The sequence below is a fragment of the Streptomyces sp. NPDC046122 genome, assembly GCF_056429965.1.
On the sequence record NZ_JBWKLQ010000007.1, the window covers coordinates 18,402 to 42,208 of the forward strand.

The following is a 23,807-nucleotide window of genomic DNA, read 5'->3' on the forward strand; positions in this document are numbered from 1 at the left end:
GGGCGTTGATGCGTCTCGGACAGCGCCCCACACTAACGGCTGGGCAACACAACGGTCCGCCGCCTGCGGCCTGGGGCCGGGCGACGGACCGGTTGATACGTGCACGCTTGTGCCATTTGATCAATAAGCGCCGAGCGCGACGGTCGGGTGCGACCGGATCGGGCGGGTCGCGGTCAGACGGCCGCCTTTTTCAGTCGTCGGCGTTCGCGCTCCGACAGACCGCCCCAAATACCGAACCGTTCGTCGTTGGAGAGCGCGTACTCGAGACATTCCGAGCGGACTTCACAGGCGAGACAGACCTTCTTGGCCTCGCGGGTGGATCCGCCCTTCTCGGGAAAGAAGGACTCCGGGTCGGTCTGGGCGCACAGAGCGCGCTCCTGCCAGCCGATTTCCTCGTCCGCGTCCTCGACCAGCAGTTGCTGGAACAGCTCGGTCATGTGCGCCCCTCGTCTGTCTTTTGCAGTCCCCGTGCTGTAGTCGTTGCCGTTTTCGGCCGAACGACACGAGTGAAATTACAAGTGCGCGGATCCGGGGCAGTCAAGCCGAGATCTGCTATTGAGCCGGTTATTCACTCTGCGGAACCAAAGCTATGCGGAAAGTGTTCAAATCGCCAAAAACGGTGACACACGCCACCGGCTCATCCACAGCCCCTCCGCGACCCCCTCTCCAAGGAGAGATGCGACGGGGTTTGATCTTGTTGCGGCCGGCGCGCGGAAGCGATCGGGATCACACCCGGGGTCGCACCTGCCGCCCGCGTCGCGCCGGTTTGCGCCGGTTGCACCGAGCGCGACCCCTTGGCGACGTTTGCATGCAGGGTTGTTGCGGCATGTGTCCGCACTCTCCGTTGCACAAACCTTTCTCCGGACCCGCTACCCGGATGAGGTGAAACATTGCGGCCAAAACGGTCATCCAGTTGACAGCGCGTGAGCGACCGGGTCTCCTTGAACCCATGCCGATGACCGCAGCGCTCTCCCGCACCCACACCCGTGGGTCCCGTGGCGCTGCCCAGGTCCGGTTCGGCGCTTCGTGTTCCTGTTGCTGTTGTTCCAGCTGTTGAAGCCTCCGCGCTCCAGCTGACTCTCCGTAGCGGTCCGCTTCCGGTCGCTGCACCCATCTTGCGTCCGCGTCTCGCGACATCTCTTCCTGCGACACCCGAGCACTCATGCCGAGGAACCCCCGCACCATGAACAGCGACAGCGACCTCCAGATCGCCGGCGACATCCTCGCCGTCCAGCACCTTCTCCAGCCCGCCCGCGAGCACCCGGCAACCGTCGCCGAGTTCGCCGGCCTCGCCCGTTCCATCGCCGCCGATCGCGCGCAGTGGGAACACCTCGTTTCGTACGACGCCACCAGCCGCTGGTACCACCGGCTGCGCACCGGACCCGGGTACGAGGTCTGGCTGCTCAGCTGGGTGCCCGGTCAGGGCAGCGGTATGCATGACCACGGCCCTTCTTCCGGCGTCCTCACCGTCCTCGAGGGAGAGTTGACCGAGCACACCGGGCAGGGGCGGGCGCGGCGCACGCTGGGGGCGGGCGCGCAGCGGGTGTTCGCGCCGGGGTACGCCCACGATGTCGTCAATGACGCGCTGGAGCCGGCCGTCAGCCTGCACGTCTACTTCCCCGGACTCACCGAGATGCCGATGCACGCGGCGCGGTGCTCGTCCCCGGCCGCCCAGGATGTCGTACGGGCCTGACAGACTGCTGTGCATGCGCATTGTGGTTCTGGCAGGCGGTATCGGTGGCGCTCGCTTCCTCCGCGGCCTCAAGTCGGCCGCGCCTGACGCGGACATCACCGTCATCGGCAACACCGGTGACGACATTCATCTGTTCGGGCTCAAGGTGTGCCCCGACCTCGACACCGTGATGTACACCCTCGGCGGTGGCATCAACGAGGAGCAGGGCTGGGGGCGTGCGGACGAGACCTTCCAGGTCAAGGGCGAACTCGCGGCGTACGGCGTGGGGCCGGAGTGGTTCGGGCTCGGCGACCGCGACTTCGCGACGCACATCGTCCGTACGCAGATGCTCGGCGCGGGCTATCCACTGAGCGCGGTCACCGAGGCGCTGTGCGAGCGGTGGCAGCCGGGGGTGCGGCTGCTGCCGATGTCCGACGACCGCATCGAGACGCATGTCGCGGTCGACATCGACGGGGAGCGCAAGGCCGTTCACTTCCAGGAGTACTGGGTGAAGCTGCGCGCGTCGGTGGACGCGCAGGCCGTCGTGCCGGTGGGCGCGGAGCAGGCGAAGCCTGCGCCGGGGGTTCTGGAGGCGATCGGTTCGGCCGACGTCATCCTCTTCCCGCCGTCCAACCCGGTGGTGAGCATCGGGACCATCCTGGCCGTGCCCGGCATGCGCGAGGCGATCGCCGACGCGGGGGTGCCGGTGGTGGGACTCTCGCCGATCGTCGGCGACGCGCCGGTGCGGGGCATGGCCGACAAGGTGCTGGCCGCGGTGGGCGTCGAGTCCACGGCCGCGGCCGTCGCCCTGCACTACGGGTCGGGGCTGCTCGACGGGTGGCTCGTCGACACGGTGGACGCGGGCGCGGTGGACGAGGTGGAGAGCGCGGGCGTCCGGTGCCGGGCGGTCCCGCTGATGATGACCGACGTGGAGGCCACGGCCGCCATGGCCCGGGAGGCGCTGGCGCTGGCGGAGGAGGTACGGGCGTGAGCTCGGGGGGTGCGCGGGGTGCGGTGCCGGCTCCGGGGGCGGGTGCGGTGCCGGCTCCGGGGGCGGGTGCGGGGTCGGCTCCGGGGGCGGGTGCGGTGCCGGCTCCGGGTGCGGCTCCGGGTGCGGACACGGTGCCTGGTGCGGGGACGAAGACCGTGGCGGTGGCGGGTGTGGCTGCCGGTGCCGGGCCCGCGGCGGAGTTCCAGGTGTGGGCTGTTCGGGGGATGCCCGAGGTCCGGGGCGGGGACGACATCGCCCGGCTGATCGCCGCCACCCGGCCCGGGCTCGTCGACGGCGACATCCTGCTCGTCACCTCCAAGATCGTGAGCAAGGCGGAGGGCCGCGTCATGGAGGCGGCGGACCGTGAGGCGGCCATCGACGCTGAGACCGTGCGCGTGGTCGCGCGGCGCGGAGCCCTTCGTATCGTCGAGAACCGCCAGGGGCTCGTGATGGCCGCGGCCGGCGTCGACGCGTCGAACACCGCTGCCGGGACCGTGCTGTTGCTCCCCGAGGACCCGGACGCTTCGGCGCGCCTGATCCGGGACGGCCTTCGGGACGCGCTGGGCGTGGACGTGGGCGTCGTGGTCACGGACACCTTCGGGCGGCCTTGGCGCAACGGCCTGACCGACGTGGCGATCGGCGCCGCGGGGGTGCGGGTCCTCGACGATCTGCGGGGCGGAACCGACGCGTACGGCAATCCGCTGAACGTCACCGTCGTCGCCGTCGCGGACGAGTTGGCCGCGGCCGGCGATCTAGTGAAGGGCAAGGCCGAGGGGCTGCCGGTCGCGGTGGTGCGGGGGCTCGCGCACCTCGTGGGGGCGGAGGGCGGCAGCCGCGGCCTCGTCCGGCCGGCGGCCGACGACATGTTCCGCCTCGGGACGTCGGAGGCCGTACGGGAAGCGGTCACGCAGCGGCGTACGGTGCGGGAGTTCACGGACGAGCCGGTGGATCCGGCCGCGGTACGGCGTGCGGTCGCCGCGGCGGTCACGGCGCCGGCGCCGCACCACACGACGCCGTGGCGCTTCGTCCTGGTCGAGTCGGAGGCGGCGCGGGTGGCGCTGCTCGACGCGATGCGTGACGCGTGGGTGGCGGACCTCCGGGCCGACGGGAAGTCGGAGGAGTCCATCGCCAAGCGGGTGCGGCGGGGGGACGTGCTGCGCAACGCGCCGTACCTGGTGGTGCCGTGCATGGTGATGGACGGCTCGCACACGTACGGGGACGCGCGCAGGGACGCGGCGGAGCGCGAGATGTTCGTGGTCGCGGCGGGCGCGGGTGTGCAGAACTTCCTGGTGGCGCTGGCCGGGGAGCGGCTGGGGTCGGCGTGGGTCTCGTCGACGATGTTCTGCCGGGATGTGGTGCGGGAGGTGCTGGAGTTGCCGGAGGGGTGGGATCCGATGGGCGCGGTGGCGGTGGGGCATGCGGCGGCTGCGCCGAAGGAACGGGCGGCGCGGGATTCTGCGGCGTACGTCGAGGTGCGGTAGCGGGGCCGGGGGCGCGCGGCCGGGCCCGGGGCTTCGGGGTCGGTGCGGGGCTTCGCGCACTGTGCCGGGCCGGGGCTTCGGGGTCGGTGCCGCGCCGGGGCGTCTCCTCGGGCGCCGAACGTTCGGGTAGCGCTGCGGTCGGTTCGGGGTGGTTGCGTTCGGCGTCCTGCGGGGAGCGCCCCGGCACGTCCCCTCCCGGCGCCATGTGGGGGGCCGGGATGGTGCCCGTTCGGACGTGCGTGCCCGTTGGAGGGGTCGGTACGGTCCGTCGTCGTGTGGGGGTCAGAGGGCCGCTATGTTGCCCGGGGTCATTCGGGGGGCGCGGCGGGGTGGGGTTCTGCCTGAGAGGAGGATCAGGCGGGCCGCGCGGTGGCGTTGGCCGGCGTACGGGGCCAGGAGTTCCAGCATGGCGTCGTCGTCCGCGTCGCGGTCGCCTGCCAGGGCGTAGCCGACGGTGCTCGGCAGGTGGTAGTCGCCGACCGAGACCGCGTCAGGGGCTCCGTTGCTGCGCTGCAGGGTCTCCGCGGCCGTCCAGGGGCCGATGCCCGGGATCAGCTGCAGGCGGGCCGAGGCTTGTTCCAGGGGCATCGTGGACGCCTCCTCCAGGCGTCTCGCCACCCGTACCGCTCGCAGGATCGTCGCGGAACGCTTGCTGTCCACGCCCGCGCGGTGCCACTCCCAGGACGGGACGAGTGCCCAGGTCCTCGGTGAGGGGGTGACGTGCATGCGGCCGTCGACCGGGCCGGGGGCGGGTTCGCCGTACTTGCGGATCAGCAGGCGCCAGGCGCGGTACGCCTCGTCCGTGGTGACCTTCTGTTCCAGGACGGACGCGATCAGGGATTCGACGACCAGACCCGTACGGCCCAGCCGCAGGCCCGGGCGGCGGCGCCAGGTCTCGGCGACGACGCGGTGGCGCGGTACGAAGGCGGAGGGGTCGTCCAGGGAGCCGAGGAGGGACGGCAGCTCGTCCAGGAGCCAGTCGGCGCCCTCGCCCCAGGCCGTCGCCTGCACGGCGCCTGCGCTCGCGGCCACCCGCAGGGTGCCCGGGCCGGCCGGTGTGCGGCAGGTGCGCCAGAAGGCGCCGTCGGGGGTCGCGCGGAACGTCGGGTCGGCCGGGCCGCGCCGGAGCGGTCCCAGCACCAGCGCGAGGTCGAGCGGCCCCGGCGGGGTCCAGGTGCGGGTGCGGGCGGCCGGGACCGGTGCGCTCTGGCGCGGGACGGGCGCGGTCGGGGCCGTGTCGCCGCCCCGCACCGAGGTGCGGGTGACGGGGCGGGGCGCGAAGCGGCCTGACACGGGTGCGGTCCTTGGGTCGGGATGTGCGTGGGCTTCGAGCCTACTGGTCCGACGAGAAGCGGAGCGCGGCGTCGGGGAGCGCGGCGCCGCACCACACCCGTACGCCGTCGCGCAGCTCGTTGTCCGCGCCCACGGTGGCGCCGTCCCCGACGACGGCGCCGGACACGACGGTGCGGGCGCCGATCCTGGCGCCCGCGCCGATGAGGGAGTCGGTGATCACCGCGCCGGCCTCGATCACGGCTCCGGCGAGGATCGCGCTGCCGTCCACGCGTGCGCCTTCGGCGACCGTGGCGCCCTCCCCCACCACCGTGCCGCCGGTCAGCTTCGCGTCGGCGGCCACGGACGCGGTCGGCAGCACCAGGCGGTCACCGCAGCGGCCCGGCACCGCCGGGGACGGGGCCCGCCCCAGCACCAGGTCCGCCGAGCCGCGTACGAACGCCTGCGGGGTGCCGAGGTCCAGCCAGTACGTCGAGTCCACCATGCCCTGGAGGTGCGCGCCGGAGGACAGCAGGTCGGGGAAGGTCTCGCGTTCGACGGAGACGGGGCGGCCGGTGGGGATCGTGTCGATGACCGAGCGGCGGAAGACGTACGCACCCGCGTTGATCTGGTCGGTGACGATCTCCTCGGGGGTCTGCGGCTTCTCCAGGAAGGCCGTGACCCGGCCCGTGGGGTCGGTGGGGACGAGGCCGAAGGCTCTGGGGTCCTCGACGCGGGTGAGGTGCAGGGAGACGTCGGCGCCCGACGCGGTGTGCGTGGAGACGAGGGCGCCGATGTCGAGACCGGTGAGGATGTCCCCGTTGAAGATGAGGACCGGGTCGTCGGGGGACGAGTGGAGGCGCGAGGCCACGTTGCGGATCGCGCCGCCGGTGCCGAGCGGCTCCTCCTCGGTGACGTACTCCAGGTGCAGACCGAGGGCGGAGCCGTCGCCGAAGTACGGCTCGAAGACTTCGGCGAGGTACGACGTCGCGAGGACGATGTGTTCGACTCCGGCCGCCCGGGCGCGGGCCAGCTGATGGGTGAGGAAGGGCACACCGGCCGCCGGGACCATGGGCTTGGGTGTGTGCACGGTGAGCGGGCGCAACCGGGTGCCCTTGCCGCCGACCAGGAGGATCGCTTCAGTCACCTTGTCGTCTCTGCTTCCTGCTGGGGCCGGCCGGGTACGGGCAGGCCAGTGTATGCAGACCGTTCGATACGACCCGGTCAGCGCCCCTGCAGGCGGGCGGAGGCGTCCCGGGCCTCGTCGAGCTTGTTGTAGAGGCGGCCTCCCGGACAGTCGGTGGCGTATCCGTCCCGATGTCCGGAAATGACGTTGAGCTTGACGACGGTGCCCTTCTTGTAGCGGTTGCCGCCGCCGGACTTGAGCGTGGTCTTGGCGCGCGGGTCGGCGCCGTACAGACCGAGCTTCCAGGCGGTCAGACGGGCAACGGCGTTGACGACGGCGGCGGGTGGGTCGGACTTGCTGTAGGTACCGAGAACGGCGATGCCCGTGCTGTTGCTGTTGAAACCGAGAGTGTGCGCCCCCAGGACCGGCTTGGCCACACCGCCTGCCCTGCCTTCGTAGATGTTTCCGCACTTGTCGACGGCGAAGTTGTAGCCGAAGTCGCGCCAGCCGCTGCTCTTGACGTGGTAGCGGTAGATACTGCGCAGGACGGAGTCGGCCTGCGAGCAGCTGTAGTTGTTGCCGGTCGCGCTGTGGTGCACGAAGGCCGCCTTGACCCGCTTGGTGTAGACGAAGTTGCGCTCGCGGAGCTGCTCGTTGGCGCCCCACCCCTTGCGCGTGACGATGCGCGGACGGGGTCCGATCAGCGGCTTTCCGCCGCCCAGTACGAACGTCTCGTCCTCCGTCTCCGCCTTGGTGAGTGCGGGTACCTCGGTGGCGCCCAGCGGCGCGAGATCGGCGTTGACGGCGGAGGCCGCGGCGTCCTCAGCGGTCATGAGGGTGGTGCGGGGGTCGTCCCTGTCCTCGGCCCCGGTCTGGGCCGCGCTGTCGTCGGCGTTGACGTCGGCGGCGTCGGGCGCCGCCTCGACGGCGGTGGTGGTCGTGCCGGCCGGCGGGTCGTCGCCGGGGTCCACCAGTTCGAGGCGCAGGCCGGACGGGAGCCGGGCGGGGGCGGCGCCGCGTGCGGCGGCCTCCTCGGGGCGTACCCGTACCTCCACGCCGTCGCTGGCGCCGACCCACAGGGGCGCGGTCGAGCCGCGGACCTTCCCGGCCTCGCGTTCCGGCGTGCCGGAGTCGGCGGCGTGTTCGTGGTTGTGGGTTTCGAGGTACTGCCAGCCGGTCCAGGCGCCCGTTCCGGTGGAGCGGGTACGGACCTGGACCGTGCCGTGGAGTTCGGCCCCGGCGTCGTCCCAGACGACCCCGACGAGCGAGAACGGCCTGGCGTCACGCTCCGTCAGGCCCTGTGGGACGGTGCCCGCGGCGCGGTCGTCGCCGGGAGCGTCCGGCACGAGCGGCACGAGGGGCAGCGACTGGGTGGAGCCCGGTGGCGCCGTACTGGCGGGGACCGGAGCGGCGAAGGCGGCGGTGGGCAGGACCAGAGCCGCGGCGCACGCGACTCCGATCGCGGAAGCAAGGAATGCACGCATGGAGCAGATCTTGGACATAAGCAGACAAATATGTCCATTGGGAAATTGACGCCTCGTCGGCCGACCGGTGTACGGGCAGCCCTCCCGCACCCCGGGCGACCCGGCCCCCGCCCGACGGCGCGGCGTACTCTTGCGCGGGTGAACGCCACCGATCGCACCCCCGCCGACCTGCTGCGATCCGCGCTCGCCGCGGACCCGGCCCAGCCACTGGTCACCTTCTACGACGACGCCACCGGCGAACGCGTGGAACTGTCTGTCGCCACCTTCGCCAATTGGGTGGCCAAGACCGCCAATCTGCTCCAGGGAGACCTCGCCGCCGCGCCCGGCGACCGGCTCGCGCTGCTGCTGCCCGCGCACTGGCAGACCGCCGTCTGGCTGCTCGCGTGCTCCTCGGTCGGCGTCACCGCCGACATCGGCGGCGACCCGGCCGACGCTGACCTCGTGGTCTCCGGACCCGACACGCTGGAGCGGGCGCGCGCCTGCGGCGGCGAACGGGTGGCGCTCGCGCTGCGCCCCCTGGGCGGCCGCTTCCCGCAGCCGCCCGCGGGCTTCGCGGACTACGCCGTCGAGGTGCCGGGGCAGGGCGACCGCTTCGCGCCGTACGCGCCCGTCGACCCGGACGGGCCCGCGCTGCGTGTCGGCGGCGCGGAGCTCACCGGCGCCGAGGCGGTCGACCGGGCCCGCGCGGACGCGAAGGCGCTGGGACTCGCCCCCGGGGCACGGCTGCTGTCCGGACTGGCGTACGACACCTGGGAGGGGCTCTCGTCGGGCCTCTTCGCGCCGCTCGCCGCCGGCGGGTCCGTGGTGCTGTGCCGGAACCTCGACCGCCTCTCCGAGGAGGGACTCGCCCAGCGGACCGAGAGCGAGCGCGTCACCAACACGGTGGTGCCGCAGGCTCCCTGAGTGCCACCCGTCCGGCCCAGGGCTGCCGAGCCCTGCGGCCGGAGGGCCGGGCTCCGGTGGATGATCGGCGGTACACCGCACAACCATGCGCGAGGTTCGGCCGTCTACCCCTGCGACCGGCGGCCCAGCGCGCCGCCGACTCCGTGAAGGATGGACGCAGACGTGACCGACAGTGCTGGCACGCCCTCCGGACCGGACACACCGGCCGAGGAGGGCGAGGCGAAGGACCGGGCCACGCGTGCGGGCGGGGCGGAGCCCAAGGCCGAGGCCAAGACCGAGGAGAAGGCCGAGCCGAAGACCGGCGCGGACGAGGGGGACGGCGCCGGTGCGGACGCCAACGGCTCCCGGCGCTGGCTCCGTTGGACCGCCCTCGGCGCGTCCTTCGCCCTCCTGCTCGCGGCCGGCATCGGCTGGTGGCTCTACCGGACGCTGGACGGCAACATCACCACCGACACCACCGCCGCCGCCGAGCTGGAGGAGTACGAGAAGGAACGTCCCACGCCCATCGCGGTGGACGCCCAGAACATCCTGCTCATCGGCTCCGACACCCGCTCCGGCAAGGGCAACAGCAAGTACGGCGCGGACGAGGGCACCCAGCGCTCGGACACGACGATCCTGCTGCACCTGGCTGGCGACCGCAAAAGCGCCACGGCCGTCTCGCTGCCGCGCGACCTGATGGTCGAGGTGCCGAGCTGCCGCAAGCCCGACGGGGCGCGTACGGCCAAACAGCTCACCCAGTTCAACTCGGCGTTCGAGCTCGGCGGTACGGCGTGCACGATCCGTACGGTCGAGAAACTCACCGGCATCCGCGTGGACCACCACATGGTCGTCGACTTCGCCGGCTTCAAGGGGATGGTCGACGCGGTGCACGGCGTCGAGATCTGCCTCAAGGAGCCGATCGACGACGACGACGCCCTGCTGCGGCTCGACAAGGGCCGCCAGAAGCTGAACGGGGAGCAGGCCCTCGGCTTCGTACGGGCCCGCAAGACCATCGGCGACGGCAGTGACACCGAGCGCATGGAACGCCAGCAGCGTTTCCTCGGCGCGCTGGTGAACAAGGTGCAGAGCAACGGCGTGCTGCTCAACCCCACGCGGCTGTACCCGGTGCTGGACGCGGCGACGAAGTCCCTGACGACCGATCCCGGGCTCGACTCGCTCAAGGACCTGTACAACCTGGTGCGCGGCATGCGGAACATCCCCACCGAGCAGGTGCAGTTCATGACGGTGCCCCGGCAGCCGTACCGGCAGGACCCGAACCGCGACGAGCTCGTGGAGCCGGACGCGGGCCGTCTGTTCGAGCAGTTGCGCGAGGACGCGCCGGTCTCGGTCGTACCCGCGGGGTCGGAGAAGCAGGCCGAGCAGGGCGAAGGCAGCGCCGACGAGAAGCCGGACGACGCGGGCGCGACGAGCCCGGCGCCGACGCCGACTTTCACCGGCAGCAATGCCGCCACGGACGAGTGCGAGTAAAGCCATGACCAAGGCATGCCCGGCCACTGACGCGGATTGGGCGTATTGCCCAGTTGTAAGGGGAGTGGAATTTGTCACGGACGTCGCCCCGCGCTGAACTGGGCAGATAGTGTGACGCGATCCGGTGCTTCCGGCCCTGAGGTCGCACTGCTGGAAAGAACGCCAGAGGGCCTGGGGGGAGGCGCCTCATGTGGCACCCGACGGAGGACTCAAGCAACCGTGGATGCGCAAAACCGTGGGCGGGCCGAAGAAATCGACCCGGCAGACCAGTGGGTGCTGAACCCGGCCACCGGTGATTACGAATTGCGACTGGACCAATCCGCAGGGAAGTCGCCCGCCGCGTCCCCCAGAGGCCCCCGCTCCAGAAGAGGCGCCGCCGACGTGGCCACGGCCCCACGGCGACAGGTTCCCGCGCAGCGCGGCCGACGGGCCGCGAACAGCTCCGACGGCAAGGGCGCGGGCGGTTCCGACCCGCAGGCGGGCCGGCGCAAGCGCAAGGCGAAGAAGTCGGGCAAGAAGAAGGCGCTCGTGTGGACCGGCGGCGTCATGGGCTTCCTGCTCGTGGGCGTCTCGGTCGGCGGGTACATGCTCTACGACCGGCTCAACGGCAACATCAACAAGATCGACGTCGGTGACGCCGCCAACGGGGGCCTCAAGGACGGCCCCCTCAACATCCTGATCATCGGTACGGACAAGCGCACCGGCAAGGGCAACGAGGGCTACGGCGACCGGGAGAACACCACGGGGCACGCCGACACGACGTTCCTCTTCCACGTGTCCGAGGACCGGACCAACGCGACCGCGCTGAGCATCCCCCGCGACCTGATGACCGACATCCCGGACTGCCCGACCAAGCAGCCGGACGGCTCGACCAAGATCATTACCGGCAAGTCGTACACGAAGTTCAACGAGAGCTTCGGCGTGGCCGGCCGTGACCCGGGCTGCACCATGCGCACGGTCAAGCAGATCACCGGCGTACCGATCGACCACTTCATGATGGCCGACTTCAACGCGGTCAAGACGCTGACCACCGCGATCGACGGTGTGGACGTCTGCCTGACCAAGCCCATCAAGGACGACGACTACTCCAAGCTCGATCTGGGCGCAGGCGACCACACCCTGGAGGGCGAGCAGGCGCTGGCGTTCCTGCGCAACCGGCACGGCCTCGGCAACGAGAGCGACCTCGACCGGATCAAGATGCAGCAGCAGTTCATCGCCTCGATGATCCGCAAGATGAAGGAAGAGACGCTCGGCAACCCGAAGCGGATGCTCGCACTCGCGGACGCGGCCACCAAGGCGCTCACGGTGGACCAGGGGCTCGGCGAGATCTCGCAGTTGAAGGGACTGGCCGAGGAACTGGGCCGGATCAACCTCAAGAACATCACGTTCACGACGATCCCCGTGATCGACAACCCCGCCGAGAAGATCCGCGCCACCGTCGTCCTTGACCCGGTCAAGGCCCCCCAGGTCTTCAGCATGCTCCAGAGCGACACCTCCTTCACCGAGGTGAAGAAGAAGGAGAAGGCCGCCAAGAGCAAGCAGGCCGCGCTGCTCAAGGGACCCAGGGCCGACGCCTCCGAGGTGCGCGTCGACGTCTACAACGGCAGCGACACCGCAGGGGCCGCGCAGAAGACGCTGAACTGGCTGCAGGTCGAGAAGGGCGTGCTCAAGTCCACGAACAAGAGCAACGCCCCGGAGAAGATCGACAAGACTACGCTTGAGTACGCGCCCAACCAGGCCGACCAGGCGCGCAAGCTGGCGGACCTGATGGGCCTGCCCGCCACGGCGATGAAGAAGGGCGCCGACGACGCGGGCGAGATGCAGGCCATGGTCCTGACGCTCGGCGCCGACTTCAAGGGCGAAGGGGTGCCCATCGCCGGACCGGTGAAGGCGCCCGAGGTGGACAAGGTCGAAGCAGACAAGAAGATCTGCGCACAGTGAAACTCGGGCCACCGGACTGTCCGGCGCCCGAATGACAGGGGGGCCAGGGGTGGGATACAACAGCGTGCGTGAGGAGGGGACGCGAGGGGGCGTCCGGAGCGCAGGCGAACGAGACCGGGGCAGGGGCGGACCCGCGAGAGCCGGCGCCGGCACGGCGCCCTCCGTGTCCGAGGGCGGCGGCCCGCCGCGGCGGCGCGGCAGCGGGCACAGACGCGGCGGCAGGGGCGGCAAGCGGCGGGTGCTGCGCTGGGTCGCCGCCGTACTGTCCCTGCTGATACTCGGCACGGCCGGCGCCGGATACCTGTACTACCGCCACCTCAACAGCACGCTGAAGAAGGAAGAACTCAACCTCGGCGACAGGCCGATGGCCGACCACAAGGCCAACGCCGCGGGCCAGACGCCGCTGAACATCCTGCTCATCGGCTCGGACGCGCGTAACTCCGACGCCAACAAGCGGCTCGGCGGCGCCAGGGACACCTTCGACAGCCCGCCGCTCGCCGACGTGCAGATGCTGCTGCACGTGTCCGCCGACCGCAGCAACATCTCGGTCATCAGCATGCCGCGCGACACCCTGCTGAAGATGCCCAAGTGCACCGACCCGGAAACCGGCGAGGTCTACCCGGCGACGACGAATCTGCGGATGACCAACCAGAGTCTCGGCCGCGGGGGTCCGGGCTGCACGGTCGCCACCTGGTACGAGCTGACCGGCATCACCATCGACCACTTCATGATGATCGACTTCTCCGGTGTGGTCTCCATGGCCGACGCCATCGGCGGCGTCCCGGTCTGTGTCACCGACAACGTGCACTCCCGCAACAGCAAGGGGGCGGGTTCGGGCCTGAAGCTCGAGAAGGGCACGACCTACGTCAAGGGCGAGCAGGCCCTCCAATGGCTGCGCACCCGTTACGGCTTCGAGGACGGCACCGACCTCGCCCGTACGCACGGCCAGCACATGTACATGAACTCGATGGTCCGCGAGCTGAAGAAGAACACCAAGCTCAGCGACCCGAACAAGCTGCGGAAGCTGGCCGAGGCCGCCACCGGGGCCCTCACCGTCGACAGGGAGCTCGACACCGTCGCGAAGCTGTACGCACTCGGCGAGGAACTCAAGAAGGTCCCGACGGCGCGCATCACCATGGCCACCATGCCGTGGGTGCCGCAGGGCGGACGCGTCCTGCCCAAGCCGGGCGAGGCCGAACTGCTCTTCAAGATGGTCCGGGAGGACACCCCGCTGGACGGCAGGGCTTCGAAGAAGCAGAAGCCGAAGGCGTCCGAGGACCCGGCGGCGCCGGACGCGGAGATCGGCGTGATGGTCCAGAACGGCACCTACACGGACGCCCTCGGCTCGGCGACGGGACGTGCGGCGGACATCGCCGGCGTGCTCGTGGAGAAGGGCTTCGCGCAGGCGAAGGCCGACACCCGGCGCGTCCCGCTGGAGCGGACGACGGTGTACTTCCCGAGCGCGGACCTGGAGGGCGACGCCCAGGCCGTCGCCAAATCGCTTGGGCTGCCGCTGAGTTCGGCGAAGAAGTCCACGGACGTCTCGGGCGTCACGCTGGTCGTGGGCGCGGACTGGCGCACCGGCAGCGCGTACCCCGAGTCGGCGGCGAAGGACGACGGCAAGAGCACAGCGGAGGCCCTCAAGTCGGGCCGTGCGCTGAACGGCGAGGACAGCAAGGCCTGCATGACGGTGCAGCCGGGATTCACCTGGTGACCGCGGCGGGCTGACAGCGGGCCGGCGGGCAGGACCTTCGTCGTACGGGGGCCTGCCCGCGGCCGTCAGACCGTCGTGGGCCGGACCGCCGGGCGGCGGCTCGCGATGACCTTCCTGGCCAGGGAGCGGGGGCTCGTCAGGAAGCCGTAGCCCCAGGACATGTGCATCGTCGCCAGGGCGACGGGGATCTGCGCGCGTGCCTTCAGCGACAGGCCCTTGCCGGCCGGGACCGAGCCCGCCACGATCGCCGCCAGGTAGCCGGCCGGTACGACGAAGCCCCACGGCGTGAGCGCGGCGCCGACGACGAGGCCCGCGGCGATCGCGCAGACGGCGGTCGGCGGCGCGAGGTAACGCAGGTTGATCGAACCGGCGTGGTAGCGGGCCACCACGTGGCGCCAGCGGCCGTAGTCCTTGTACTGCTTGGCCAGCGCCTTGACGGAGGGCCTCGGGCGGTACTGGACGCGCAGCTCGGGCGAGAACCAGATCAGGCCGCCCGCCTCGCGGATCCGGAAGTTCAGCTCCCAGTCCTGGGCGCGGATGAACTCCTCGTTGTAGCCGCCCTGCTGTTCCAGCGCCTCACGGCGGAAGACGCCCAGGTACACGGTCTCGGCCGGAGCGGCCTCGCCGCCCGTGTGGAACGCCGCGTTGCCGACGCCTATCTTCGAGGTCATCGCGGCGGCGACCGCGTCCTCCCAGGCGTTCTCGCCCTCGGCGTGCATGATGCCGCCGACGTTCTGCGCGCCGGTCTCCTCGAGGAGTCGCACGGCGGTCGCGATGTAGTTCGGCGAGAGCATCCCGTGGCCGTCGACCCGCACCACGATGGGGTGCCGGGACGCCTTGATGGCGGCGTTCAGCGCCGCGGGGGTGCGGCCCGTCGGGTTCGGGACGGTGTGGACGCGGGGGTCCTCGCGCACCAGCTCGGCGGCGATCTCCTCGGTCCGGTCGGAGGACGGGCCGATGGCGATCACCACCTCCATCTCGCCGTCGTACTCCTGCTCCAGGATGTGGCGGACCGAGTTGCGCAGATGCCGCTCCTCGTTGAGGACCGGCATGATCACGGAGACTGCGGGTGTGGCGTTCATCGGGGGTCACGTTACCGCGAACGGGGGACACGGTCGCGCGGCGGCCGCGTCGCTGCCCGGGGTCGTTGATCGTATGGGCTTACGTTGCTGCTGATCCCCCCATGCCCTCGCGGAGGTTCCCCACGTGCCCCAGTCGCCCCGTCCGCAGAAGGGCCGCAGCCGGAGGCGGGAAGAGCGCCCGCAGTGGTCGATGCGCCTGTTCACCACGATCTCGGTCCTGGTGCTGTGCGCGGGAGGCATCGGTCACGCCGTGGTCTCCGGGATGGAGACCGGCATCGAGCGGGTCGACCCCTTCAAGGACATGAAGAACCGCCCCGCGCCCGGCCACGGCACGAACATCCTGCTCGTCGGCACCGACGGCCGCGACCGGATCTCGGCGGAGGAGAGGCGGAAGTACCGGCTGGGCGGTGAGCCGTGCCACTGCACCGACACGATCATGGTGGTCCACATCTCCGCGGACAAGGAGCGGGCGAGTGTCGTGAGTCTGCCGCGCGACAGTTACGCGCAGGTCCCGGAGCACACCGACCAGTCCACGGGCAAGCACCACAACGCACACCCGGCGAAGATCAACGCGGCGTACGCGGAAGGCGGTCCCGGGCTCACGGTACGGACCGTCGAGCACATGACGAAGGTGAAGATCGACCACTACCTGGAGGTCGACTTCACCAGCTTCATGCGGACGGTGGACGTGATCGGCGGGGTGGAGGTCTGCACGGTCCGCCCGCTCAAGGACGCCTACACGGGTCTCGACCTGCCCGTCGGCACCCACCGGCTGAACGGCGGCCAGGCCCTCCAGTACGTCCGCTCCCGGCACATCGACGGCGCCGCCGACTTCGGCCGCATGCAGCGCCAGCAGCGTTTCCTCGCCGCGTTCATCGCCAAGGCGGGGACGGCCGGCGTCCTGCTGAACCCGGTCAAGTTCCGCGAGGTCACGTCCACGCTGCTCGGCTCGGTACGGGCGGACAGGGGCTTCGGCACGGAGCAGATGCTGGCCCTGGGGCAGGCGATGCGCGGCTTCAAGCCCGCGTCGTCGGAGTTCACGTCCGTGCCGGTCACCGGGGTCAACACCACCGTCGAGGGCATCGGCTCGACCGTCAAGTGGGACGAGACGAAGGCGAAGAAGCTGTTCCAGCACCTGCGTGAGGACAAGCCGCTCGCGCCGCTGCGGGCCCGCAGGAAGGCGGCGGTCGTGGACGTGGCGCCGCAGCAGATCGCCGTACAGGTCTACAACGGGACGCTGATCCGCGGCCTGGGCCGGCGCGTGGACGACGCGCTGCGCGCCACCGGCTTCCGGACCAGCCGGGCCCCCGAGGACGCCGACCGGCACGACGTGAAGCGCACGCTCGTCATGTACGACCCGCGCTGGGACCGCTCGGCGAAGTCGCTCCAGGTGGCGCTGCCCGGCTGCGAGCTGCGGGCGGTGGAGGGGCAGGGCGGGCTGCTGAAGGTGATGGCGGGCACGGACTTCAAGGAGGTGCGGGCGGTACGGGCGGACGAGCCGGGCCAGGGCGCGTTCGGCGCGGTCACCGGCGACCAGGTCGTCTGCCCGTAGCGGCCCGCGTCACATCTCCGTGTCGAGGCCCTCGGCGGCGCGCTTGTCCCGCAGCTCCTTGATGGCGCGGCGCCGCGCGAGGCGGTGCGTACGGCGGATCTGGGCCTCCTGGTAGCGCCGCCGGTCGCGCTCCGTCTCGGGTACGACGGGCGGCACGCGGCGGGGCTTGCCGTCGGCGTCGACGGCGGCGAAGACGAGGTAGGCGCTGCCGACCTGCGTGGCGGGGGTCGACTCGTTCCAGCGCTCGGCGAGGACCCGTACGCCGACCTCCATGGAGGACCGGCCCGTCCAGTTGACCTGCGCCTTGACATGGACCAGGTCGCCCACGCGCACCGGCTCCAGGAAGACCATCTCGTCCATGGAGGCGGTGACGGCCGGCCCGCCGGAGTGCCGTCCGGCGACGGCGCCCGCCGCGTCGTCCACCAGTTTCATGATCACGCCGCCGTGCACCGTGCCGAGGAGGTTGGTGTCGCTGCCGGTCATGATGTGGCTGAGCGTGGTGCGGGACGCCGCGGTGGGCTTGCCCGGAATATGTTCTTCCGGCTGGGACTGATCTGTCATGCCCTCCACCTTATGCGCGGGCACATTGCATCAGCTTCGCAACAGCCCTGCCCCGATTTCCCACCCACCCTGTAAGCGCCCCGCCCCTTCCCTGCACACTGGTCCGCATGAGCGACTGGCCGGACGGATGGAACGACCGCAGCGACCCGCACGGACGCGGCAGCGGCGGCGCGCAGCCCGAGGGCGCGCGCGTGATGAGGCATGTGCAGCGCGGCCAGGTGCCGCCGCCCGCCTCCCCGGCGCCTCCCGCGCACCGCCCGGTGCCGTCGCAGCCGCAGGGTTACGACGACGGGTACGGCCAGGGCTCCCGCGGCGACGGCTACAACACCGGCCAGGTCTACGGCGGGGGCGGCGGCCGGCCGCCCCGCGGACCGCGGGTGGGTCCGGCGCCGGACTGGAGACGCCGCATCAAGCTGGGGTCGCTGACGCTGGTCGTCGTGCTCCTCGCCGTCTCCGTCGGCACGTACTTCTGGGCGGACGGCAAGCTCAAGCGCGAGGTCGACCTGTCGAAGGTCATCGAGCGCCCGGAGGCCGGCGACGGCACCAACTACCTCATCGTGGGCTCCGACAGCCGCGAGGGCATGTCGGCCGACGACAAGAAGAAGCTGCACACCGGGTCGGCCGAGGGCAAGCGCACCGACTCGATGATGATCCTCCACGACGGCTCCAACGGCCCGACCCTCATCTCGCTGCCGCGCGACTCCGAGGTGGAGATCCCGTCCTTCGTCGGCTCGGAGTCGGGCAAGACCTTCCCGGGCCAGGGCCGGCGCGTGAAGCTGAACGCCGCGTACGCCGAGGACGGACCGGAGCTGCTGGTCCGTACCGTCGAGCACAACACCAAGCTGCGCATCGACCACTACGTCGAGATCGGTTTCGCCGGCTTCGCCAACATCGTGGACGCGATCGGCGGGGTGGAGATGGACATCCCCAAGGCGTTCAAGGACAAGAAGTCGGGCGCCGACTTCCAGGCCGGCAAGCAGACGCTGAACGGCGAGCAGTCCCTGGCCTTCGTCCGCACGCGGTACGCGTTCGCGGGCAGCGACCTGGACCGTACGAAGAACCAGCAGAAGTTCCTGGCGGCGCTGGCGAGCCAGACGGCGACGCCGGGCACGATCCTCAACCCGTTCAAGCTCTACCCGACCATGGGCGCCGGCCTCGACACGCTCATCGTCGACGAGGACATGAGCCTGTGGTCGCTGAGCCAGATGTTCTTCGCGATGAAGGGCGTCACGGGCGGCGACGGCACGTCGATGAACATCCCGATCTCGGGCAGCAACGGCGGCAACCTGGTCTGGGACAAGGCGAAGGTCGCGCAGCTCGTGGAGCAGCTGAAGAACGACGAGAAGGTCACCGTCACCGGCAACTGACCGGTCACGGCGATGGGCCCGGACGGATCACCGTCCGGGCCCCTTCGCCGTGCGTGGAGTTCGCCGTGCGCTACGGCAGGTTGCGGGCCATGACGATGCGCTGGACCTGGTTGGTGCCCTCGTAGATCTGGGTGATCTTGGCGTCACGCATCATGCGCTCGACCGGGTAGTCGCGGGTGTAGCCGTAGCCGCCGAGGAGCTGGACCGCGTCCGTGGTGGCCTCCATGGCGACGTCGGAGGCGAAGCACTTCGCCGCCGCGCCGAGGTAGGTGAGGTCGGCGTCGACGCGCTCGGAGGCCGCGGCGGCCTGGTAGGTGAGGGCCCGGGCGGCGGAGATCTTCATCGCCATGTCGGCCAGCATGAACTGGACGCCCTGGAAGTCGCCGATCGGCTTGCCGAACTGCTTGCGCTCCTGGACGTAGCCCTTGGCGTAGTCGAGGGCTCCCTGGGCGATGCCGAGGGCCTGGGCCGCGATGGTGATGCGGGTGTGGTCCAGGGTCTTCATCGCCGTGGCGAAGCCGGTGCCCTCCTCGCCGATCATGCGGTCGGCGGGGATGCGGACGTTGTCGAGGTAGACCTCGCGGGTCGGGGAGCCCTTGATGCCGAGCTTCCGCTCCGGCGCGCCGAAGGAGACGCCCTCGTCCGACTTCTCGACGACGAAGGCGCTGATGCCCTTGGAGCGCTTGGTCGGGTCGGTCACGGCCATGACCGTGTAGTACTCGCTGACGCCCGCGTTGGTGATCCACCGCTTCACGCCGTTGAGCACCCAGTAGTCGCCGTCGCGGACCGCCTTGGTCTTCATGCCGGCCGCGTCGGAGCCTGCGTCCGGCTCGGACAGGGCGTACGAGAACATGCCCTCGCCCTTGGCGAGCGGCGTCATGTACTTCTTCTTCAGGTCCTCGCTGCCGGAGAGGATCACCGGGAGCGAGCCGAGCTTGTTGACCGCCGGAATCAGCGAGGAGGAGGCGCAGACGCGCGCGACCTCTTCGATGACGATGACGGTGGCCAGCGCGTCGGCGCCCGCGCCGCCGTACGCCTCGGGGACGTGGATGGCCTGGAGGTCGTTGGCCACCAGGGCATCGAGCGCCTCCTGCGGGAAGCGGGCCTCCTCGTCGACCGCGGCGGCGTACGGCGCGATCTTCGCCTCGGCGAGCGAGCGCACCGCGTCACGGAGCATGTCGTGCTCTTCGGACGGGCGGTACAGGTCGAAATCAGGCGAGCCTGCCAAGGTCTCTCACTCCCCAAGGATGCTAACTACCGTTAAGTAACCCAATTTTAGGGGGTGGGCCGCCCGCGGGGATACGTGAGCTTGCCGACAGGCGGCGACACGGGGACAGGTTCCCGCCCCCGGGCCGGACTATGCTCGACCGGCGAATGTCTGCCCGTACCTCTCTGGAGCACCACATGGCCCTCAAGATCACTGTGATCGGCACCGGGTACCTCGGCGCGACCCACGCCGCGGCCATGGCTGAGCTGGGCTTCGAGGTGCTGGGCCTCGACGTGGTGCCCGAGAAGATCGAGATGCTGTCCGCCGGCCGGGTCCCGATGTACGAACCGGGGCTCGAGGAGCTGCTGCGCAAGCACGTCGCCGGCATCGAGGGCTCCAGCGGGCGGCTGCGCTTCACCACCTCCTGGGAGGAGGTCGGCGCGTTCGGAGACGTGCACTTCGTGTGCGTGAACACGCCGCAGAAGCACGGCGAGTACGCGTGCGACATGAGTTACGTCGAGTCCGCCTTCACCTCGCTCGCGCCGCAGCTCACGCGGCCCGCCCTCGTGGTCGGCAAGTCGACCGTCCCGGTCGGCAGCGCCGCCCGGCTCGCGGCGCTGCTCACGGAGCTGGCGCCCGTGGGAACGGACGCCGAACTCGCGTGGAACCCGGAGTTCCTGCGCGAGGGGTTCGCCGTGCAGGACACCCTGCACCCGGACCGGATCGTGGCGGGCGTGGAGAGCGAGGGCGCGGAGAAGCTGCTCCGCGAGGTGTACGCCGGGCCGATCGAGGAGGGCGCGCCGTTCGTGGTGACGGACTTCCCGACCGCCGAACTGGTGAAGACGTCCGCGAACTCCTTCCTGGCGACGAAGATCTCCTTCATCAACGCGATGGCCGAGGTCTGCGAGGCGGCCGACGGCGACGTCGTGAAGCTGGCCGAGGCGATCGGGTACGACGAGCGGATCGGCAAGAAGTTCCTGCGGGCCGGCATCGGCTTCGGCGGCGGCTGCCTCCCGAAGGACATCCGGGCGTTCATGGCCCGTGCGGGCGAGCTGGGCGCCGACCAGGCGCTCACCTTCCTGCGCGAGGTCGACTCGATCAACATGCGCCGGCGCGGGCACATGGTCGAGCTGGCGCGCGAGGCGGTCGGCGGCAGCGGCGGGTTCCTGGGCAAGCGGGTCGCGGTGCTGGGCGCCACGTTCAAGCCGGACTCGGACGACGTACGGGACTCCCCGGCGCTCAACGTCGCCGGGCAGATCCACCTCCAGGGCGGCCAGGTCACGGTCTACGACCCCAAGGGCATGGAGAACGCGCAGCGTCTCTTCCCGACTCTGGGCTACGCCCCGACCGCCGTCGACGCGGTGCGCGGCGCGGACGTGGTGCTGCACCTGACGGAGTGGCGCGAGTTCCGGGAGCTGGACCCGGCGGTGCTGGGCGAGGTGGCCTCCGAGCGGCTGATCCTGGACGGGCGCAACGCGCTGGACCCGGAGCTGTGGCGCGAGGCGGGCTGGACGTACCGGGCCATGGGCCGCCCCAAGGCGTAGCTCAGCCCTTCGCGCGGCCGGCGCGGTACTTGCGCATCTTGGCCCGGCTGCCGCAGACCGCCATCGTGCACCAGCGGCTGCGGCCCGCCGGGCTGCGGTCGTAGTACGCCCAGCGGCAGTCCTCGGCCTCGCACGCCTTGAGCCGCTGCCACGTGCCGTCGGCGGTCGCCGCGGCGATGGCCGACGCGACGCGGGAGGCCAGGGCGCGGGGGTCCGCCGGGCGCAGCGAGGCCGCGCCCGCGCCGTCCACGGTGACGAGCAGCGGGGCCGCCGCGAGCAGCCGGTCGAGGGGCGCGGTGGACACCGCGTGGCCCGCGTGGGCCAGGCACGCCGCGCGCAGGGCCTCGCGCAGCTCGCGGGCCGCCGGTACGTCGGCTTCCGCCAGGCCGAAGGCCGTGCGGCCGGCCTCCGTGTCGAGGGAGTCGGCGCCCTTCTCCACGTCGAGCGTGTTCACCAGGGCTTCCACCAGTGCGAGCTCTCCCGGCGCGGGTGCCCTGTCATTCATGGTTGCGAGGTTACCCCTTATGCGGGAGCATGCAGTAACGGTTACCTGTTGACGCCGTCAATCGGTAACAACCCCTCTCGTTCTGGAGGACATGGAAATGAGCAGCACAGCCGTCGCCAAGCTGGGCACCGTCGTTCTGGACTGTCCGGACCCCCAAGCCCTCGCGCGCTTCTACGCGCCGCTGCTCGGCGGCGTCCCCGAGGTCACCGACGGAGGGAAGTGGGTCGACCTCACCGGTTACGAGGGGACGCCGCTGGCCTTTCAGGAGGCGCCCGGCTTCGTACCGCCGCGCTGGCCCTCGCCGGACGGCTCGCAGCAGTTCCACCTGGATCTGACGGTGGGGGATCTCGACGCGGCGGAAGAACGGGTGCTCGCGCTCGGCGCGAAGCCGCTGGACGCGGCCGACCGGGACAGGTCGTGGCGGGTCTACGCCGACCCGGCCGGGCACCCGTTCTGCCTCTGCGCCTGCTGACCGCGGTCCGTCAGGTGACGACGGGGGCGGGGCGGCGGCGGGCGGCGCGGGAGGTGAACTCCGTGTCGCGTACGACCCGTGCCGCGTTGCCCCACGTCAGCAGGGCGAGGTCGGCCTCGTCCCAGCCGCGGTCGATCAGCTCCGCGATGAGGTGCGGGTAGCAGGAGACGTCCCTGAGGTCGTCCCCGTGCGGTACGTCGGCCACATCGGCCCCGTACATACCGCTCAGCCCCACGCAGTGCCGCCCGGCCACCTCGCGCACATGGTCGAGGTGGTCGGCCACCCGGCGCACGGTCTGCTGCGGGGCGAAGCCGACCATGCACACGCCCTTGTCGGGGGTGAGGGCGCGCAGTACCTCGTCGGAGGCGTTCGCCGGAGCGTCGGTCAGCGCGCCGGCTCCCGAGTGGGACAGGACGACCGGGGCGCGGCTGACGGTCAGCACGCCGCGGACGGCCTCCTCGGGGACGCCGGTCAGGTCGATGAGTACGCCGAGGCGGTTCATCTCCCGTACGACTTCGTGGCCGAACGGCGTCAGCCCCTCCCCTTTCGCGCCCGCCCAGCGCGTGCCGGCGAACACGAGGCTGCGGACGCCCAGCGCGTGGTACGCGCGGAGCGTGCCGAGCGAATCGCCCAGGGCGTGGCCCGAGACGGGGCCGAGCAGGGAGGCGATGCGCCCGCAGTTGCGGGCGTCGGCCATGTCCCCGGCGGTGAGGGCGAGGCGCAGGCCCTCGGGGTAGGCGGCCACGACCTTCTTGACGAGGTCGATCTGTTCCAGGGTGGCGCTGATGGCCCGGTCGCCGGCGTACTCCGCCGGGACGAGCAGGGACCAGAACTGGGCACCCACTCCGCCGTCGCGCAGGCGGGGGATGTCGGTGTCCAGCGTGCTCTCGCCGAGTTCGAGATCGTGCCACTGGCGCTGCCCGAGGATGGACGCGAGCCGGTTGAACCCGTCGGCGACGGGATGCTCGACGAGGAGTGCGCGGGCGCGGGCGAGGCTGTCCTCGGGGGCGGGCGGCGGGTCGTCCTCCCCCACGGGCTCGTGGAACACCAGCTCGTCGAGCTCTTCGGGTGACGCCGATTCCGGAAGCTCCGGGACATCCGCCCCCAGTATTCGGTCGAGCTCGCCGACCGCGGTGGTGGACGAGGTGTGCGGGTCGTCCTGCAGATCTGCCATGACGGGACTCCGAATTCATGGACGCAGTACGGCCACCGTGTCACGGGAGCGCCGAGGGTTCACGGCGGACGGAGCGTTCGGGGTACACCCCAAGCCCCGCCCGGCCTCGCCCCCCTCTTTCCGCCGGAACCTCCGCCTCCCCCACCCCCGGACGCCGCACGCGGTCTGCCGCCGCCGCCTGCCGTGCGCCCACTGGGTGCGCCCGCCGTCCTCCGCCGGCCAGCCGGTGGAAGCTACCGGCGCTGCGCCGCGCGGGATCCTGTGGGGGCTGCCGCCGCTCTGGTCGCCCATCGTG

The 23,807-nt window shown here is 71.2% G+C and carries 20 protein-coding genes; 11 read left to right on the forward strand and 9 right to left on the reverse strand.

Going from position 1 to position 23,807, the window contains the following annotated elements:
* Window positions 1–173: 173 nt before the first annotated feature.
* Complete coding sequence (locus AC07FK_RS19860) at window positions 174–437, reverse strand: WhiB family transcriptional regulator (protein ID WP_028810740.1); 264 nt, start codon at window positions 435–437, stop codon at window positions 174–176.
* 746 nt (window positions 438–1,183) lie between these two features.
* Here AC07FK_RS19860 and AC07FK_RS19865 point away from each other — a divergent pair.
* From AC07FK_RS19865 to AC07FK_RS19875, 3 genes are all read left to right on the forward strand, one after another.
* Window positions 1,184–1,693, forward strand: coding sequence for a cysteine dioxygenase (locus AC07FK_RS19865; RefSeq protein WP_479106218.1), 510 nt, complete (start codon window positions 1,184–1,186; stop codon window positions 1,691–1,693).
* 13 nt (window positions 1,694–1,706) lie between these two features.
* On the forward strand, window positions 1,707–2,663 hold the full coding sequence (gene cofD, locus AC07FK_RS19870; protein ID WP_479106219.1) for a 2-phospho-L-lactate transferase: 957 nt from the start codon (window positions 1,707–1,709) through the stop codon (window positions 2,661–2,663).
* A gap of 224 nt (window positions 2,664–2,887) precedes the next feature.
* Window positions 2,888–4,144 carry a coenzyme F420-0:L-glutamate ligase gene (locus tag AC07FK_RS19875; protein ID WP_479106220.1) on the forward strand — a complete coding sequence of 419 codons (1,257 nt, stop codon included), beginning with the start codon at window positions 2,888–2,890 and terminating at the stop codon, window positions 4,142–4,144.
* Between the two features lie 282 nt (window positions 4,145–4,426).
* Here the strand turns inward: AC07FK_RS19875 and AC07FK_RS19880 are convergent, their stop codons facing one another.
* The 3 genes from AC07FK_RS19880 to AC07FK_RS19890 all read right to left on the reverse strand — a co-directional run bounded on the left by AC07FK_RS19880 (window position 4,427) and on the right by AC07FK_RS19890 (window position 8,023).
* Entirely contained in the window at window positions 4,427–5,437 is a 1,011-nt protein-coding gene (locus AC07FK_RS19880) for a DNA-3-methyladenine glycosylase family protein (RefSeq protein ID WP_479106221.1), read from the reverse strand.
* A gap of 40 nt (window positions 5,438–5,477) precedes the next feature.
* Entirely contained in the window at window positions 5,478–6,560 is a 1,083-nt protein-coding gene (gene manB, locus AC07FK_RS19885; protein ID WP_479106222.1) for a mannose-1-phosphate guanylyltransferase, read from the reverse strand.
* 77 nt (window positions 6,561–6,637) lie between these two features.
* The gene (locus AC07FK_RS19890; RefSeq protein WP_479106223.1) at window positions 6,638–8,023 is read right to left on the reverse strand and encodes a peptidoglycan recognition protein family protein; all 1,386 of its coding nucleotides are present in this window, start codon (window positions 8,021–8,023) and stop codon (window positions 6,638–6,640) included.
* A 138-nt stretch (window positions 8,024–8,161) separates the two neighbouring features.
* Between AC07FK_RS19890 and AC07FK_RS19895 the strand changes: the two genes are divergently transcribed.
* The 4 genes from AC07FK_RS19895 (at window position 8,162) to AC07FK_RS19910 (ending at window position 14,048) form a co-directional block, all read left to right on the forward strand.
* Window positions 8,162–8,926 (forward strand): TIGR03089 family protein, encoded by a 765-nt coding sequence (locus AC07FK_RS19895; protein WP_479106224.1) that lies wholly within the window; start codon window positions 8,162–8,164, stop codon window positions 8,924–8,926.
* Window positions 8,927–9,088: 162 nt separating this feature from the next.
* Window positions 9,089–10,393: an LCP family protein gene (locus AC07FK_RS19900; protein ID WP_479106225.1), complete on the forward strand. Its 1,305-nt coding sequence runs from the start codon at window positions 9,089–9,091 to the stop codon at window positions 10,391–10,393.
* Between the two features lie 219 nt (window positions 10,394–10,612).
* On the forward strand, window positions 10,613–12,334 hold the full coding sequence (locus AC07FK_RS19905) for an LCP family protein (protein ID WP_479106226.1): 1,722 nt from the start codon (window positions 10,613–10,615) through the stop codon (window positions 12,332–12,334).
* A gap of 31 nt (window positions 12,335–12,365) precedes the next feature.
* Window positions 12,366–14,048 carry an LCP family protein gene (locus tag AC07FK_RS19910; protein ID WP_479106227.1) on the forward strand — a complete coding sequence of 561 codons (1,683 nt, stop codon included), beginning with the start codon at window positions 12,366–12,368 and terminating at the stop codon, window positions 14,046–14,048.
* A gap of 65 nt (window positions 14,049–14,113) precedes the next feature.
* Here AC07FK_RS19910 and AC07FK_RS19915 read toward each other — a convergent pair whose 3' ends face one another.
* The gene (locus AC07FK_RS19915; protein WP_479106228.1) at window positions 14,114–15,130 is read right to left on the reverse strand and encodes a glycosyltransferase family 2 protein; all 1,017 of its coding nucleotides are present in this window, start codon (window positions 15,128–15,130) and stop codon (window positions 14,114–14,116) included.
* A gap of 124 nt (window positions 15,131–15,254) precedes the next feature.
* Here AC07FK_RS19915 and AC07FK_RS19920 point away from each other — a divergent pair, with 124 nt between their 5' ends.
* The gene (locus AC07FK_RS19920; protein WP_479106229.1) at window positions 15,255–16,682 is read left to right on the forward strand and encodes an LCP family protein; all 1,428 of its coding nucleotides are present in this window, start codon (window positions 15,255–15,257) and stop codon (window positions 16,680–16,682) included.
* A gap of 9 nt (window positions 16,683–16,691) precedes the next feature.
* On the opposite strand, the gene AC07FK_RS19925 is transcribed toward AC07FK_RS19920, so the two are convergent.
* Window positions 16,692–17,243 carry an acyl-CoA thioesterase gene (locus tag AC07FK_RS19925; protein WP_479106230.1) on the reverse strand — a complete coding sequence of 184 codons (552 nt, stop codon included), beginning with the start codon at window positions 17,241–17,243 and terminating at the stop codon, window positions 16,692–16,694.
* Window positions 17,244–17,350: 107 nt separating this feature from the next.
* Here AC07FK_RS19925 and AC07FK_RS19930 point away from each other — a divergent pair, with 107 nt between their 5' ends.
* Window positions 17,351–18,610: an LCP family protein gene (locus AC07FK_RS19930; RefSeq protein WP_479106231.1), complete on the forward strand. Its 1,260-nt coding sequence runs from the start codon at window positions 17,351–17,353 to the stop codon at window positions 18,608–18,610.
* A gap of 70 nt (window positions 18,611–18,680) precedes the next feature.
* Here AC07FK_RS19930 and AC07FK_RS19935 read toward each other — a convergent pair whose 3' ends face one another.
* A complete protein-coding gene (locus AC07FK_RS19935; protein WP_479106232.1) occupies window positions 18,681–19,838 on the reverse strand; it encodes an acyl-CoA dehydrogenase family protein in 1,158 nt (385 codons plus the stop codon).
* Window positions 19,839–20,014: 176 nt separating this feature from the next.
* Here AC07FK_RS19935 and AC07FK_RS19940 point away from each other — a divergent pair, with 176 nt between their 5' ends.
* Window positions 20,015–21,361 carry a UDP-glucose dehydrogenase family protein gene (locus AC07FK_RS19940; RefSeq protein WP_479106504.1) on the forward strand — a complete coding sequence of 449 codons (1,347 nt, stop codon included), beginning with the start codon at window positions 20,015–20,017 and terminating at the stop codon, window positions 21,359–21,361.
* 1 nt (window position 21,362) lies between these two features.
* On the opposite strand, the gene AC07FK_RS19945 is transcribed toward AC07FK_RS19940, so the two are convergent.
* Window positions 21,363–21,866: a CGNR zinc finger domain-containing protein gene (locus AC07FK_RS19945; RefSeq protein ID WP_479106233.1), complete on the reverse strand. Its 504-nt coding sequence runs from the start codon at window positions 21,864–21,866 to the stop codon at window positions 21,363–21,365.
* Window positions 21,867–21,963: 97 nt separating this feature from the next.
* Between AC07FK_RS19945 and AC07FK_RS19950 the strand changes: the two genes are divergently transcribed.
* On the forward strand, window positions 21,964–22,338 hold the full coding sequence (locus AC07FK_RS19950; RefSeq protein ID WP_479106234.1) for a VOC family protein: 375 nt from the start codon (window positions 21,964–21,966) through the stop codon (window positions 22,336–22,338).
* A gap of 10 nt (window positions 22,339–22,348) precedes the next feature.
* On the opposite strand, the gene AC07FK_RS19955 is transcribed toward AC07FK_RS19950, so the two are convergent.
* Window positions 22,349–23,512: a dipeptidase gene (locus AC07FK_RS19955; RefSeq protein WP_479106235.1), complete on the reverse strand. Its 1,164-nt coding sequence runs from the start codon at window positions 23,510–23,512 to the stop codon at window positions 22,349–22,351.
* Window positions 23,513–23,807: the final 295 nt, after the last annotated feature.